General features: G+C 51.6%; 13 protein-coding genes. 6 read left to right on the plus strand and 7 right to left on the minus strand.

The features are described from left to right. Positions 1 to 99: 99 nt before the first annotated feature. Positions 100 to 2829 (plus strand): ATP-binding protein, encoded by a 2730-nt coding sequence (locus tag B9G79_RS15425; protein ID WP_088566284.1) that lies wholly within the window; start codon positions 100 to 102, stop codon positions 2827 to 2829. Positions 2830 to 2970: 141 nt separating this feature from the next. On the opposite strand, the gene B9G79_RS15430 is transcribed toward B9G79_RS15425, so the two are convergent. Genes B9G79_RS15430 through B9G79_RS15455 form a run of 6 tightly spaced genes read right to left on the minus strand, consistent with a single transcriptional unit; the run spans position 2971 to position 7464 of the window. Further along, positions 2971 to 3603: an ATP-binding cassette domain-containing protein gene (locus tag B9G79_RS15430; RefSeq protein ID WP_232468776.1), complete on the minus strand. Its 633-nt coding sequence runs from the start codon at positions 3601 to 3603 to the stop codon at positions 2971 to 2973. Continuing rightward, complete coding sequence (locus B9G79_RS15435) at positions 3575 to 5005, minus strand: ABC transporter permease (RefSeq protein ID WP_232468778.1); 1431 nt, start codon at positions 5003 to 5005, stop codon at positions 3575 to 3577. The genes B9G79_RS15430 and B9G79_RS15435 overlap by 29 nt, the downstream gene beginning before the upstream one ends. A 29-nt stretch (positions 5006 to 5034) precedes the next feature. Then, entirely contained in the window at positions 5035 to 6075 is a 1041-nt protein-coding gene (locus B9G79_RS15440; protein ID WP_088566286.1) for a thiamine ABC transporter substrate-binding protein, read from the minus strand. Positions 6076 to 6078: 3 nt separating this feature from the next. After that, complete coding sequence (locus B9G79_RS15445) at positions 6079 to 6561, minus strand: DoxX family membrane protein (protein WP_088566287.1); 483 nt, start codon at positions 6559 to 6561, stop codon at positions 6079 to 6081. A gap of 14 nt (positions 6562 to 6575) precedes the next feature. After that, entirely contained in the window at positions 6576 to 7241 is a 666-nt protein-coding gene (gene nth / locus B9G79_RS15450; protein WP_088566288.1) for an endonuclease III, read from the minus strand. Further along, positions 7231 to 7464, minus strand: coding sequence for a ferredoxin (locus B9G79_RS15455; RefSeq protein ID WP_011163159.1), 234 nt, complete (start codon positions 7462 to 7464; stop codon positions 7231 to 7233). The genes nth and B9G79_RS15455 overlap by 11 nt, the downstream gene beginning before the upstream one ends. A gap of 289 nt (positions 7465 to 7753) precedes the next feature. Between B9G79_RS15455 and B9G79_RS15460 the strand changes: the two genes are divergently transcribed. The 5 genes from B9G79_RS15460 (at position 7754) to B9G79_RS15480 (ending at position 13721) form a co-directional block, all read left to right on the plus strand. Beyond that, on the plus strand, positions 7754 to 8845 hold the full coding sequence (locus tag B9G79_RS15460; RefSeq protein ID WP_088566289.1) for a GNAT family N-acetyltransferase: 1092 nt from the start codon (positions 7754 to 7756) through the stop codon (positions 8843 to 8845). After that, entirely contained in the window at positions 8842 to 9711 is an 870-nt protein-coding gene (locus B9G79_RS15465) for a hypothetical protein (RefSeq protein ID WP_088566290.1), read from the plus strand. Before B9G79_RS15460 ends, B9G79_RS15465 begins: the two co-directional genes overlap by 4 nt. Before the next feature lie 68 nt (positions 9712 to 9779). Further along, entirely contained in the window at positions 9780 to 10433 is a 654-nt protein-coding gene (elbB, locus tag B9G79_RS15470) for an isoprenoid biosynthesis glyoxalase ElbB (RefSeq protein WP_088566291.1), read from the plus strand. A 72-nt stretch (positions 10434 to 10505) separates the two neighbouring features. Then, on the plus strand, positions 10506 to 11597 hold the full coding sequence (locus B9G79_RS15475; protein ID WP_088566292.1) for a D-alanine--D-alanine ligase family protein: 1092 nt from the start codon (positions 10506 to 10508) through the stop codon (positions 11595 to 11597). A 189-nt stretch (positions 11598 to 11786) separates the two neighbouring features. Further along, positions 11787 to 13721, plus strand: a complete 1935-nt coding sequence (locus B9G79_RS15480; RefSeq protein WP_232468780.1) for a response regulator — start codon at positions 11787 to 11789, stop codon at positions 13719 to 13721. Here B9G79_RS15480 and B9G79_RS15485 read toward each other — a convergent pair. Beyond that, on the minus strand, positions 13718 to 14653 hold the full coding sequence (locus B9G79_RS15485; RefSeq protein ID WP_088566294.1) for a hypothetical protein: 936 nt from the start codon (positions 14651 to 14653) through the stop codon (positions 13718 to 13720). The two genes, B9G79_RS15480 and B9G79_RS15485, sit on opposite strands and share 4 nt — an antisense overlap. Positions 14654 to 14789 lie beyond the last annotated feature (136 nt).

Genomic DNA, 14789 nt, shown 5'->3' on the forward strand with positions numbered 1-14789 from the left:
TCTACTCCCAAGCCTAGTTTCGCACTTGTATTTCACTCGCTGATTGAACTAGGAACACGTATACGATATCACTAAAAATGCATAGGCTAATCAATAAGCATGACATTACGTTTAAGAATTTTCTTATTCAATTTAATCTCCGTCTTTCTTGCGACGTTTGTTGTTGCGCTTATTGGCCTCAAGATTGTCGAGTCTACGGTTATCGACAGCACCTATGAACGTCTGACTCAGATCCGCATCAGCAAAACCAGCTCGATCGAAAATTACTTCCGTGACCTGCAGACCGCAATCAACCTGATCTCTTCTCATGAATTGACGGACGATTTGCTGCACGCAAAGAAAGTCGACAGCCTGCCCGAGTTCCGCCGTCTGCTGGATAACTATGTCCTGGACTTCAACATCTACGACATGGCTCTCATCAACAATCAGGGCGTCGTCGTCTACACCACCCGCAAAGACATCGAAGACGGCTCGTCAGCGACCAGCGGACTGCCACCAGGATTAAAGCTGAAGGATATCTACACCTGGGGCGTGAAAGCTCAGGAAGGCTCGACTCTGTTCCTGGACTTCGACAAGGACAATCTGAATCCGAATTCCGCCACCGGGTTTGTCGCCTCACCGATTTACCGCAACCTGCGCCCGGTGGGCGTACTGGTCCTGAAGATCTCCATCTCAGAAATTGATCGCATCACCAGTGACAACTTCGCGTGGCCGACTCACGGCATGGGCCAGACGGGCGAAACCCTGATTTATGGCGAAGATTGGAGCCTGCGTAACACCGGCCGCTTCCGAGTTGAAGCCAGTCAGGCGGCACAAGGTGCGCTGGAAGCTGAAGTTCTTTCTTCCAACCGTGGCGACGAAGACATCAAAAAAATTGAAAACTTGAGTGAAGTGCGCGAACTGGGCACAGACTATCGCGGGCAAAAGGTCATTCGTTCCATCGGAAAGATCTATCTGCCCAACGGAGAGCTTTGGTACATCCAGACCAAAATTGATGAAAGCGAAGCCTTTGCGGTTTTGGACCGTATCGCGATTGCCTCCAGCGCCGCGGCGGTTTTGATCTTCATTCTGTTCTTCTTTGCGACCTTTGCCGCCACCGGAAAAGTCGTGGAACCCATCCAGCTTCTGACCGACCGTCTGGAAAAACTGGGAACAAGCAACCTGACCCAGAAGATCAACTACAACTCCAAAGACGAAATCGGTTTGCTGGTAAGCAAGTACAATCAACTGGCCGACCGTTTGGAAACCACCACCGTTTCCAAAGAGTTCCTGGACAGTGTCATTCAATCCATCAAAGCCTTCCTGTTCATCGTGAAGGTCAGCCATCACGACGACTGGAGACAGGCGTCGTACATGATCTCGCAGGCCAACGAATCCGCGCTGAAGTTCCTGGGTTATTCCATGAACCAGATTTCCCACGTGGATTTGAAACAACTGATCAGGACCCAGGAAGAATTCAACAACTACACCTGGCTGCTGCAGACCCGTCACAGTATCGAAGCCGAAATCACCGCCCAGGACGGACGTCGCCTGCCGGTTCTTATGAACTGGGCCGCTCTTCCCAACCGCACCAGCAAAGATCTGACTTTCGTGTTCGTGTGCACCGACATCACCGACCGTATCACGGCCGAGCAGGCTTTGATCGAAGCGCGGGAACAAGCGGTGAAGGCCTCCCAGGCCAAATCAGAATTCCTGGCTCGTATGAGTCACGAGATCCGCACCCCGCTGAACGCCATCATCGGCATCACCGACATTCTGGCGGAATCCGATTTGAAGCCGGAACAATCCCAGTTGGTGCGTGTGTGTGCGAATGCCGGGGAAAATCTGCTGGCGCTGATTAACGATATTCTGGATATTTCCAAAATCGAAGCCCGCGAAGTTCGTCTGGAAAAAATCGCATTCGATCTTGAGTCAACGACTACAAATATCTGCGACATCCTGAAACAGAAGGCGACGGAAAAAGACCTGAAGTTCTCGTTAAGTGTGAATCTGCCAAAGAACCGCGCACCACTGGTCATCGGGGACCCGACCCGTCTGCGCCAGATTCTGTTCAACCTGATCGGAAATGCGATCAAGTTCACGCAGGAAGGTGAAATTGCTGTGTCACTCGACTTTGACAGCAGCTCTCAAAAATTCGTGCGCTTCACGATTCGCGATACCGGGACCGGGATTCCCAAAGACAAACAACACCTGTTGTTCCAAAGCTTCGTTCAGGCCGACAGTTCCATCACCCGCAAATTCGGCGGCAGTGGCCTGGGTCTGACAATTTCAAAAAACCTGGTGGAGCTGATGGGCGGACGCATCTGGTTCCAGAGCGAAGAGGGCTCGGGAAGTTCGTTCTATTTCACAATTCCTTATGTTCCAACGGAAGCTCCGCGCGAACTGGCGGCACCTGAAAAAACACCGGTTACCGACACCACGCCTCGACCGCCGGTGAATGAACTGACCGTCACCCGCTCTGCGCGCATCCTGGTAGTGGATGACACCGAAGACAACCGCTTCCTGCTTTTGACTTATCTGAAAAAACTGCCCTTTGAAGTTGTGCAGGCTGAAAACGGCAAAGAGGCGGTTGAAAAAGTTCTGGCCGAACCATTTGATCTGATCCTGATGGACATTCAAATGCCGGTGATGGATGGCTATGCGGCCACCCGCAAGATTCGTCAGTGGGAAAAAGATCAAGGCTTAAAGCCGATACCGATCATCGCAGTGAGCGCCAATGCCATGGCCGAAGACATGCAAAAGTCTTTGGATGTCGGCTGCAGCGAGCACGTCACAAAGCCCATCAAAAAATCAGCCCTGCTAGAAATGATTCAAAGATACCTAGGATAACAGCCTACCAAAAATTTAAGGCTGGTCAAAAAGGTTCAGATGCAAGGCGGAGTAGGCCCTCGCAGCGCAGGCGTGCTCCAAGCACGTCGGAGCGAGAAGGCCGCCCGACAACGCAGCAGATGGGCCTTTTTCACCAGCCGGTTAAGCGAGGCGGCCGTTGCGGATGGTGGTGACCTTGTTCCCAAGGATCTCCACATCACGCTGGTCATGGGTTACAAGCAACGTCGGAATTTTTTCGGTTTCAATGACACTTTTCACCAGTTTGCGACTTTCATCACGCAGTTCCTGATCCAAAGCGGAAAACGGCTCATCCAACAACAACAAACGAGGCTCACCCATCAGCGCCCGCGCAATGGCCACACGCTGCTTTTCACCGCCCGAAAGCACCGCGGCCGGTCTTTGCAGGAAGGAATCCATTTTTAGAATTGAAGACAGCTCTTTCAGGCGAGCACGGGCTTTGGCCGGATCCACTTTGCGTGCCCGCGCGGCAAACATCATGTTTTCTTCCGCACTCAGGTGCGGGAAAAGATCCAAAGTCTGAAACACCACGCCCAAATGACGATCCGGTGTTTTTAGTTTCGCCAGATCCGTGCCCTGATAAGTCCACTTGAATCCCGGGCAGCTTTCAAGACCCAGCAGAATACGAAACACAGAAGTCTTGCCCGAACCCGAAGGTCCCCACAACACAGTGACACCTTCATCCAGGATTTCCCAGGAATCGATGTCTAACTTGAAGTCTCCGTAATCACGGTGCAAATTTTCGACCAAGGACACGGCTGCCTCCCACACACAAAACAAAACAAATCAAACCGGCGACAATAATCAAACTGCTTAAAACGATGGCCTGATTCAGGCGATAACCTGACATCAAGGTTTCCGTCATCATCGCGATGCTCAGATCCCGGTGCGCCAGAATGCGCGACACCGCAAAATCACCCGCAGCCCAGATCGACGCAATTCCGGCCAGCAAACCCGCACGCCCTGAAAGCTGCGGGAACAGGATTTCCTTAAAGATCTGAGATTTCGAAGCACCCATGGAATAGGCGACGGTCATCTGATTTTGCAAAGCATGCAGTTCGCTGTCCCAGCCCATGCGGAACAGACTGTTCAGACTGAGCAGCGTCAGTGCGACCGGAATCTTTATGAACGGATAAAACCCCTCATTCGGGCCCAGGATCAAAAGACAAAAACACGCCAAAGAAGTTGAAGGTGCCACATAGCCATTCAGGAATCTTTCAAACCACGCCTTTGGCCAGCAATAAGCAATCAGCATCAAACCCGCATAGGACAAAATCCCCACGCTCATTCCCAGTGTCAGACTGCCAATAAAGTTCCAGATCAAAGCAGACTGCAATTCATAGAAAGTGGAAACCTGCGAAAGCCCCGACAGGAATCCCTGCACATAACCAAACAGGTACAAAAACGAAAGACCGGCGATAACAAAGATCCCGGTCGGTGTCTTCAACAGACTTAAGTTCGCCGTGCGTGTGCTGTGCATTCCTTTTCCGCGGCTGGCGACAAAGGACAGCGCAAAGATAAACACCGATTGCAGGAAGGCCAGCAGGACCGCATCCCCCCAATTGCTGGAAAGACGGATTTTTTCATAAATCAGAACTTCCACGGTGGTGCCACGTCCCCCACCCACGATCAACGGCACAGCGAAGCTACCAAAGCAGATCACAAAAATAAACAGCCCCAGCAACCAGAAGTCCTTTTTCAGCATCGGGAAAAGCCCGCGCAGTAAAAACTGCCAGCGCCCGGCGCCTTCCACATAAGCCAGCTCGATCATGCCGCCCAGTTTGTTTTCAATGGTCGACGCCAAAAGAACGGCCACCAGGCCGAAATTCATTAATGTGTGCACGATCACAATCCCGGGAATCCCCATCGGGAACGGATCAATCACATTCAGGGTGGAAAGCAGAATGAAGATTGGCGGCATAAAGTTGGGAAGCAGGCACAGAATTTCAAGGCCCCAGCGCACCTTGCGCCCGCGAGCCGAATGCAGGGTCAACAGCCCCAGCGCCACCCAAAAACCCATGATCAATGAAAAGACGGAAGAAAAGAATGCCTGAAGGAAGCTGTTCTTAAAGGCCCAGACCAGCTCGCCCATGTCGGGCCAGCCGGAAAATCCAAACTGAGTCAGCAAAAACAGGAATGGAAAAATCAGAAACAGCACCAGGCCGATTCTGAGGCACTGGCGCAGGTTCAATTGAGATCGCCCCGGCGGATCTCAGTCCAGCGGCGAAGCAGTCGGTCCACTTCGGTGGAAGAAAGGATCTCTACCTGTTGCATGGTTTTGACATTCATCAGCGGCGCAAACGAAGTGTTTTCCATCACACCCTTCATGACCGGGAACATATAGTTCTTTTCCATGATGATCTTCTGACCTTCGTTGGAAAGCATCAAATTCACAAATTGCTCGGCCAGATCACAGTGGCGGCAGAATTCCGGGATACCAACAAATTCAAACTGCACCGGCAGGGCCTCATTAAACGGCAAAGCCACATAGTCTTTCTTTTTTTCCTCGATTTCATGATACAGAGGCGAAGTCACATAAGAATAAACCAGCTTGGTCTGTTTGTTGGTGAAAAGACCGTAAGCCGTGGACCATGTCGGGGAAAAACTGTGCACCTGACTCATCAGCTTTTGCAGATAGCGGAAGCCTTCTTCCTCGCCCTTGGCGCGAATCACCCAGTACAGGAACTGCATTCCCGGGGAACTGGTGCGGGGATCTTGTAAGGCGATTTTCTTGGCCAGCTCTGGAGCCAGCAAATCATCCAAAGACGCGGGCATGCGCATCAGTTCATTTTTACGGGCCACGAAGGTCAAAGCACCCCAATCGTAAGGGACAAAGAAACTGTTGGCCAAGGCCGGTTTCACGGCATCATAGACATCCAGCTGCCCCAGGCTGAGCTTTCGCCAGCTTTGTTCGGACACGGCTTTGGAAAGATCAAACTGATCCAAACCCACCACAACATCCGCACCCAGGCTTTCGCCTTCGATTTTCAGACGCTGCAATAAAATGCCAGAATCGCTGCCTTCGATGAATTCAACCTTACATTTACAATTTTTTTCAAACAGATCCTTCAACGCCGGTCCCGGTCCCCAGCGACCGGTAAAGGACGCATAACCAAAGACACGCACTGTGGGAAGAGAGCTGTTCGGTGCGGTGGTGTCCGTGCGGTTTAGCACCGCCAGGAACAGACCCAGGAATACGACTGTCAGAAAAAGAACAAAGTGCTTCACGCTCTACCACCAAAGCCCGCGACGGCGCTTGTAGAAATAATAATCAAAGCCCAGACAGCGACCCGCACCGACCCAAGCCAGAATCAGGTGAATGGCCAGGAAGGTTTTATACAAATCCTCCATCGCCGGACCCGAGATAAAGAGCATCGTCACACACAACAGCACCCCCAACAATGCCACGGGACGAACCACGTAACCCACGATGTAGGAAATGGCCACGGCAAACTCCAGGCCCAGAATGATAAAGGCCACAGTCTGCCAGTTCGGAATCATGGTGGAGCTTGCAAAAATCTTAAACCAGTTCGGTGCATGACTGGCCGGAAGCCATTCAGCCATTTGATCCGCAATGCGCGGACGGGTCAGGAAGTCGCCACGATATTTCATCAGGGCATGTTCCAGATAATAGTAACCCAAAAAGATTCTTAAAAAAGAGATCGGAAGAAGATGACCTACGTATTTAACGCTCTCAAAGAATGAAACTAACATGAAGCCATTGTGAACTAGACACCCTTCTTAGGGCAAGTCTCCTCGAGAAAGCAATGACTGCACGCAGGTTTTCTCGCCTTACAGACAGCTCGACCATGAGAAATCAGCCAATGCGGCAACATGATCCAATCTTCAACCGGGACGAACTTTGACAATTGACGCTCAATCATCACCGCGTTGTCGGTCTTCACCCATCCAAAACGGTTGGCCAATCGGGTCACGTGGGTGTCCACGACGATCCCGCTTGGAATATTAAAGGCATTTCCCAGCACCACATTGGCGGTCTTGCGGCCTACGCCCCCCAGCTCGACCAAAGCCTCGAGATTTTGCGGGACTTCGCCCCCGTGCTTTTCCACCAGGGTGGTCGCACAGGCTTTCAGGTTTTTGGCTTTGTTTTTATAAAAACCGGTCGAGCGGATCAGCTCTTCCAAAGATTCGACCGGCGCTTTCGCCATGGCCTTCGGGGTTGGGTATTTCTTAAACAGCGCCGGGGTCACCATGTTGACTCGTTCATCCGTGCACTGGGCAGAAAGAACGGTGGCGACCAATAGTTCAAAGGGATTGGTGTAGTTCAGGGCGCAGTAAGCGTCAGGGTAATATCTCTTGAGAAGTTCAATAGTTGCAAGAGCCGCCGCCTCTTTGGCAGAGGGCTTTTTTGCCGGGGACTTCTTACTCGCCATCGTTTCCGATTGCCTCAACCGGGCAACCTTCCATCGCTTCTTTGCACAGAGCTTCTTCTTCGGGAGTCTCTGGCTGGCGGGATACGAATGCGTGGCCATCTTCCTCATGCATAGAGAAGTTCTTTGGCGCCGTCAGCACGCAGGCATCACAAGCAATGCAAGATTGATCCACGAACATCTTGCCGGGCTTATTTTCTTTCCAAGACTGACTCTTCTCTGCCATCACAAACTCCTTAGGGGTGCCAAGCCGCCTTAATATAAGGCTTTTGCCCTTGATGTCAAACCCCCTTCCCGACTTGGGTCGCATTTTTCAGGCCGTCCTATGTTACTCACTGGGTCCTCCCCCCGTCCCTCGTATAGTATCTATATATGAGCCCCAGAGGGCCTTTAGGAACAAACCGCAAGTTCCGCAGCAGTAGGTCCCGAAAGGGACCACGTCCGCGAGGATGTGTCCGAAGCGGTTTGGTCCTAAAGGCCCTCTGGGGCGCTCTATGTAGATATAAGGAGAGTTCATGGAAGGACCTCGTTCCCCCCTGGAAGCTGAGCTTCCTCAGGTTCTGGATTTCCTCAATAAAAAGCTGCGCAATGATGCCTCTTGGTCCATTGCTGCGGAATATCCAACAGCCTTTTCCTCTAACAACTTGCATAATATGCGTATTATCGCCGATGAGGGCTCCGTACTATCGCATGCGGTTATGAAACCTCTTATCATTAAAAGCCCCCATGTGATCTTCAAAGTGGGTGCGATTGGTTCTGTCGTCACCGACGATCAGCACCAGGGTCAGGGTTACAGCACCCAGATCATCAACGACTGTCTGAAATCCGCGACCGAGCAGTCCTGCGACATCGCGATTCTGTGGACGGACCTGTTTGATTTCTACCGCCGCATGGGCTTTGAATTGGCGGGATCAGAAGTCAGCTTTGTGATCGAGGAAAACTTTGATGTTCCGCCGATCAACCTGCGCTTCTCTACCGACAACAAAGTTTCCCCGGATGCGATTTACCGCCTGTACGCGGCTCATTCCGTCAACTCTGTGCGCACAATTGAAGAAACCAGAAAGTTCCTCTCAATCCCGCAAACCAAAGTATACACCGCCTGGGAACCAAGCGGTCAGTTGGCGGCTTATGCGATTGAAGGCAAAGGTGCTGATCTGGGTGGTTATATCCATGAATGGGGCGGCTCGGTTTCCAAACTGATGGCGCTGTTTGCATTTATCCGCGCGCAAAAAGATCAGCCTTACACGATCATCTGCCCACGCCATGCAACGAACCTGATTCAGGCTTTGCAAACCAAGGACGTGACGATGAATCACGGTTATCTGGGCATGATCAAGCTGGTGAACTTTGACCAGTTGGCGGCCAAGATCAAACGTGCGTTCCGCGCTGAAGGCATCGCCGACATCGTGCTGGAAAAACACCCCAACCACTTTGTCTTCGGAGTCGGTCAGGATCTTTACACCATCAACAACGAAACAGACATGGTGCGCCTGCTGTTTGGCCCGGTGGACTTCCGTGGTTTGGGCATCTTCAAGGAAGAAACCGCCATTAAACTTGAAAAAATTCTGCCACTGAATCTGTGGATCTGGGGATGGGACTCTATATGAACCGATTTTTAAAACCCCTGTTGCCGCTGCTTCTGGCAGCGACCGCCGTTTCATGCATTAAAACTCCGGAACTGGAAGAGGAAGAAACTCCATCCACCATGGCGCAGGTTCAGGATTCCCTGTCCGAAGCCTGGGGCTCTGCTGATCCTTTGACCATGAGTCCGAATGATTTCCTGCTGCAGCAGACTTTCCGCAAAATTGAAACCGGCGAAGACCGCATGCTTTTGCAGGAAGGCATCACTATTTCCAAAAAAGAGGAACGCACCAACGACTGGCTTTACACGTACCTTTATCAGACAGAAACCCTGTCTGCTGAAGGCAACACTCAGCAGTCCACCAAAGAAGATCACCGCTCGGTCACCAAAGCCGAACCGGCCATGGAAGTCTTCACTCGCGGTCAAAAGCTGAAGGGCGAAGTTTCGACGATGGCCGATGACCTGCAGATGTCCTTGGGCTTTGAGCGCCTGATCGGTTTGGCTTACGCCTGCCAGCTGACAGACGATCAAAAGAAAGTCTGCACCGAAACCCTTGGCTATGACAGTTGCGAAGTGAAATGCTTCAACTTGCAGGTGTCTGAAGAGATGCGCCCGGCTCCGGATCTGATGAAAACTCAGGCCAATTGCGGTGGGCTTGCCAACTGCACCATGAAAGTGAAAACCGTTTCATTCGACTGGGCCGCTTACTACAAAAAAGGCGAAACCACCGAGAAGCAGAAGGTCAATTACAGCATCTCCATTACTCCGGACCTGCCGTTTTTCTCTCGCGTGACGGATTACTGCTATCGTGCACTGGCGCAAGCCGGATCACAAAAAGCTCTCGTAACTGTCTGCACTCGTCTGAAAAATTATAAGCCGGGCGGCACCTAGTCTGCGCCTTGCGATTCGTTGCCAACACCTGACGAATCTTGTAGGCTAAAACCTCCTGTGGAGGTTTTATGAAAAAAATTGCCGTTGTTCTTTCTGGCTGCGGTCACCGCGACGGAAGCGAAATCACTGAGTCCGTCAGTCTGCTGATCGGCCTTCACCAGGCCGGTGCCGAAGTTCAGTGCTTCGCTCCGGACATTCAGATTCCCATCACCAATCACATCAATGGCGAAGCCGACGGCGAAAAACGCAGCCTGCTGATTGAAGCCGCACGCATCGCTCGCGGTCAGATCAAGAGCCTCGATAAACTTCATGCCAAAGATTTTGATGCCGTGGTTTTTCCGGGTGGCTATGGCGCCGCGAAGAACCTGAGCAACTGGGCCGAAAAAGGCGCTCAGTGCGAAGTGAATCCGGATGTAAAACGTGTGATCCTTGAATTCCATTCCGCCAGCAAGCCTATCGGAGCCCTTTGTATCGCTCCGGTTCTGGTGGCGAAAGTTCTGGGCGACAAAAAAGTCACCGTCACTATCGGTGACGACGCAGCGACGGCGGCTGAAATTCAAAAAACCGGCGCCATTCATGAAGAATGCCCGGTGGATGACTATATCACCGACCGCGAAAGCAAAGTGGTGACGACTCCGGCTTACATGTACGGAAATGCGAAACCCAATGAGGTCTTTACGGGCATCTTTGGGTTGGCCCATGAAATCGTGGAATGGGCTTGATGGACACTGGACAATAGAAAATTGGAAATCGGCGTAAGAAACAGGGCGTAGGACGTTAGAGGAAGTTTGGATATGAAAAAGATTGTGGCTTTGATTTTTGGTGGCAAGTCTGCAGAGCATGAAGTGTCTTTGCGTTCGGCGAAGAATGTGGCGGATGCTTTGGATAAAGATAAGTTTACGCCTGTTTTGATCGGAATCAGCAAGGAAGGCAGTTGGTATCGTTTCCCGGATATGGGTGTTTTCTCTGAGGCGACGAAGATTGTCGACCAGGCCCTTCCCTCCAAGGCCGAACCTGTCGCTTTGATGTCTTTGCAGGGAAAGCCGGTTCTTTATTCTTTGAAAGATCAATCCAAAACTTCTGTGGACATAGCCTTCCCTATTCTGCACGGAACTATGGGTGAAGATGGCACAATCCAGGGGCTGTTTAAAATGGTTCAGCTTCCATTTGTGGGTTGCGGAGTTTGGTCTTCTGCCGCCGGCATGGACAAAGAGATCATGAAACGTCTTTTGGCCGTGGCCAAAATCCCCAATGCCCGCTATCTGCTGCTAACTCCGCATCAGAAAAACGATTACAACGAAATCGTGAAACAACTGGGCTCCCCGTTCTTTATCAAACCGGCTAACGCGGGTTCTTCTGTCGGTGTTCACAAGATCAAAACAGCGGAAGATTTTGTCGTGAAGCTGAAAGACGCCTTCCAGTTTGACACCAAAGTTCTGGCGGAAGAATTCATCCAGGGCCGCGAGGTGGAGTGTTCCGTGATGGGTCACAACCACGCACCCAAAGCCTCTTTGCCGGGTGAAGTGATCCCGCAGCATGAATTCTATTCTTACGAGGCTAAGTATATTGATGACAACGGCGCTCTTTTGAAAATTCCGGCGGAGCTTTCTGCTGAAACCACCAAAGCCGTTCAAAAAATGGCCGAACAAACCTATCAGGCCATGGGCTGCGATGGTTTGACCCGTGTGGATTTCTTCATTCGCCCGAACGGAGAGTTGTACATCAACGAGATCAACACCATTCCAGGTTTTACCAAGATTTCAATGTATCCTAAAATGTGGGAGGCCTCGGGCCTGAACTACAAGGATTTGATTTCTCAACTGATCCAATTGGGCTTTGAGAAGTTCGAAGGCGAGCAAAGCCTCAAAACCAGCTACTTGGATTAACTTTCTGCAATGATCGTGTTAAAGACCCTGAAAATTTTCAGGGTCTTCCTTCTTATGTCCTGAAGCGCCGTCAAAAAGCATTTTTGTTTATTTCATCGCCTATTTAGTCGATACACTACTCGCATGGGCATCAGACGTTTCTGGAAATACCTTTCGGTCGCAAACAAGCTGTATATCGTTATCGGCGTCATGGCACTTCTCATTGCCCTGGAGCTTTTCACTTTGTATTTCGCCATGAATTCTTTGTCTTCCGTTCGCGCCTTCGTGGCCGGCGAAAGCATGTGGTCGAAAGGTCAAAAAGACGCTGTTATTACTTTGCATAAGTATGCCCGCACCCGTGATCCGCAGTTCTACACCGTTTTCCAGGAAAACGTGCGAGTGCCTTTGGGCGACAGCAAAGCGCGTAATGCTTTGGAACAGGTTCCGCCAGACACAGCCAAGGCCAAAGAGGGCCTGCTGGAAGGAAAAGTTCATCCGGATGACATTCCCGGCGTGATTTCACTGGTGCTGAGATTTCATAATTTCAAACACGTGAAAAAGGCCCTTGAGATCTGGCGCGAAGGTGACCAGATGACTCAAGAGCTGATTGTCATGGGTGAAAACCTGCACATGCTGATTCAAAAAAATGCGCCCGAATCAGAGATCTTCAAAGCCCTGAACAGTGTCGATGATCTGAATGACCGCCTGACAGTGCTGGAAGCCTCGTTTTCTTACACTCTGGGTGAAGGTTCCCGCTGGCTGGAAAACATGCTGATGGTCACGCTGATCTTTGCCGTGCTGATCGTGGAGGGAACAGGCCTTTTCCTGACGATCAGTTTCAGCCGCAATCTTTCCAAAGGTCTGTCCGAACTGAACAACGCCGCCCACGAGGTGGGTGAAGGACGCTTTGATGTTCATGTGCCTGTTCGTTCCGGCGATGAACTGGGGCAGCTGGCCGAGTCCATTAACTTGATGGCCCACCATCTAAGCAGCAGCATCGGCGAACGACAGCAGGCCGAGCAGGCCAGTCAGTTAAAAAGTTTATTCCTGGCCAATATGTCCCACGAGATCCGCACTCCACTGGCGGCCATCATTGGCTTTTCTGATTTGCTGAAGGAATCGAATCTGGATGAAAGTGAACGACTGCAGTACGTGAACATCATTCACCGCACGGGCGAGCATCTGACCCGCATCATCAATGACATTCTGGATCTTTCCAAAGTGGAAGCGGGTCACTTGGAAATGCAAAGCCACCCGGTAAATCTGAATTCCCTGCTGGAGGACCTGCACATCCTGATGGTCGCCCGCGTGGGCGACAAGCCGGTGCATGTGGAGTTCAACCGCCGTGGCATTGTGCCGGACATGATCCGCACCGATCCTTTGCGCCTGCGCCAGATCCTGACCAACATCATCGGCAACGCCATCAAGTTCACCGATCAGGGTTATGTGCGCATGACCTACGAGATCTCTGGCAACAACCTGCTGTTCACCATCAAAGACACGGGTGTTGGGATTTCATCGTCGCAAAGATCGAATCTGTTCCAGGCCTTCTCACAAATCGACAATTCGGTTTCGCGCAAATATGAAGGCACCGGCCTGGGGCTGGTTCTGTCCCGCCGTCTGGCGCAGATGATGGGTGGTGACGTGGTTCTGGAAGACTCGGAGCCGGGCAAAGGTTGCACATTCATTGTAAAAATCGCTCTGGATATCCCGAAAATCCACACGGCAAAAATCGCCCCCGCCCCGGCCAAAGAAGTTCACTTGGGCGAGCAGCTTTCATCCACTTCCATTCTTTTGGTTGATGATGTTGAAGACAACCGACTTTTGATTCAGCGAATGCTGGCCAAACGAGGCGCCAATCTGACGCTGGCAACGAACGGTCAGGAAGGCCTGACCAAAGCGCTTGAGAAAGAATTTGATATCATCCTGATGGATATTCAGATGCCGGTGATGGATGGCTACACGGCCACCCGCAAACTGCGTCAGGCTGGTTACTCCAAACCGATTATCGCCCTGACGGCCCACGCGATGAAAGATGACCGTGAACGCTGCCTTGAAGCTGGCTGCACGGACTATCTGACAAAGCCCGTGCAGGTCGAATCATTGATTCATACGATTTTGACTTATTCGATGGAATCCACTTAGATACATTCGATGATCTTCTGACGGGTGATGCAGATGGACTGCAAAGCCCCCGGGGGGCCTGGCTGACCATTGACGCCAGCATGACCTTCCGGTCCTTGGTTTCCGTCCAAAGCTTTGTATGAACAAGGAAGGAACGTTCCGTCCGATCCTTTCACCATCCCCATCGCTTTCCCGCCATAACCGCCCGGCCCACCTTTAGCTCCCGAGCCGCCTGCGCCGCCCATGCCGGGATTGCGATAGTGATCCAACTGAAATTCTTTCCCAGACTGTATCACCACTTCCAGAGTGCCACTGTCGCCACCCGGGGAACCATTGCTGCCGGATTTGCCTGTACGACCTCTGCCGCCGTCTTTTCCACTGGCCAGTTCGAAATACTCGCCAGATTTCGCGCACAGGGCGAATTTACCATTTTCTCCGGCAAGTCCTCGCATGGATTCATCTGGCGCGGCTCCGGCTTTCCCAACTGCGCCGTCCTGGCCCAGCATCTGAATTCGCAAAGAGCCTTTGGCTGTTCCCACATCCAGTAGAATATGTCCGCCATGACGTCCGGCCTGACCGATGCCAGCTTTGAACTCTGGGGATAACGTTTGGATTCTTGCGCCGTCGGATTCAAGGCGGTCAATATGCAGGCGCACACGGTGGCCCATCGTATAGAGAACGGCATTCTTTTTCAGAATGACTTCCTTATAGTGAAACTCCAACTCTTCCACTGGCCATATTTTGGGGGCTTTACGCAGCTCCAGTTCCAGTTCCGGCCGAGTCAGAAAAGCGCCGTTAAAAAGGTACATCTCGCCGTCGACCACCATCCGGCTGATTTTGTTAACCTGAACCATGGGTTTTACGGGATCTGTGTCTTCTTTATCCCGCACCTCCACACAGCCCGCAGTTACAGCCAAAACCGCCACCAAAATTGCATTCATTCCGTATTTCATATCGAACCCTTTCGAAGTTTGCAGATCGGAAAAGGGACCTTACAAGTTACGGCCCGGAGCCTGTTGGATATAACGGGTTGTTGTGATCGGATTCCGGACCTTGGGCTGTGAACAGGTTTTGCAGTGGCACAGAGAT

The sequence above is a fragment of the Bdellovibrio bacteriovorus genome (genome assembly GCF_002208115.1).
GTDB lineage: Bacteria > Bdellovibrionota > Bdellovibrionia > Bdellovibrionales > Bdellovibrionaceae > Bdellovibrio > Bdellovibrio bacteriovorus_C.

What these genes read in the sequence shown, in the direction of transcription:
- B9G79_RS15425 (WP_088566284.1), top strand. Translation starts at nt 100, where the DNA reads ATGACATTACGTTTAAGAATTTTCTTATTCAATTTAATCTCCGTCTTT.
- B9G79_RS15445 (WP_088566287.1), bottom strand. Translation starts at nt 6,561, where the DNA reads ATGTTAGTTTCATTCTTTGAGAGCGTTAAATACGTAGGTCATCTTCTT.
- B9G79_RS15485 (WP_088566294.1), bottom strand. Translation starts at nt 14,653, where the DNA reads ATGAAATACGGAATGAATGCAATTTTGGTGGCGGTTTTGGCTGTAACT.
- B9G79_RS15475 (WP_088566292.1), top strand. Translation starts at nt 10,506, where the DNA reads ATGAAAAAGATTGTGGCTTTGATTTTTGGTGGCAAGTCTGCAGAGCAT.
- B9G79_RS15460 (WP_088566289.1), top strand. Translation starts at nt 7,754, where the DNA reads ATGGAAGGACCTCGTTCCCCCCTGGAAGCTGAGCTTCCTCAGGTTCTG.
- nth (WP_088566288.1), bottom strand. Translation starts at nt 7,241, where the DNA reads ATGGCGAGTAAGAAGTCCCCGGCAAAAAAGCCCTCTGCCAAAGAGGCG.
- B9G79_RS15465 (WP_088566290.1), top strand. Translation starts at nt 8,842, where the DNA reads ATGAACCGATTTTTAAAACCCCTGTTGCCGCTGCTTCTGGCAGCGACC.
- B9G79_RS15455 (WP_011163159.1), bottom strand. Translation starts at nt 7,464, where the DNA reads ATGGCAGAGAAGAGTCAGTCTTGGAAAGAAAATAAGCCCGGCAAGATG.
- elbB (WP_088566291.1), top strand. Translation starts at nt 9,780, where the DNA reads ATGAAAAAAATTGCCGTTGTTCTTTCTGGCTGCGGTCACCGCGACGGA.
- B9G79_RS15480 (WP_232468780.1), top strand. Translation starts at nt 11,787, where the DNA reads ATGGCACTTCTCATTGCCCTGGAGCTTTTCACTTTGTATTTCGCCATG.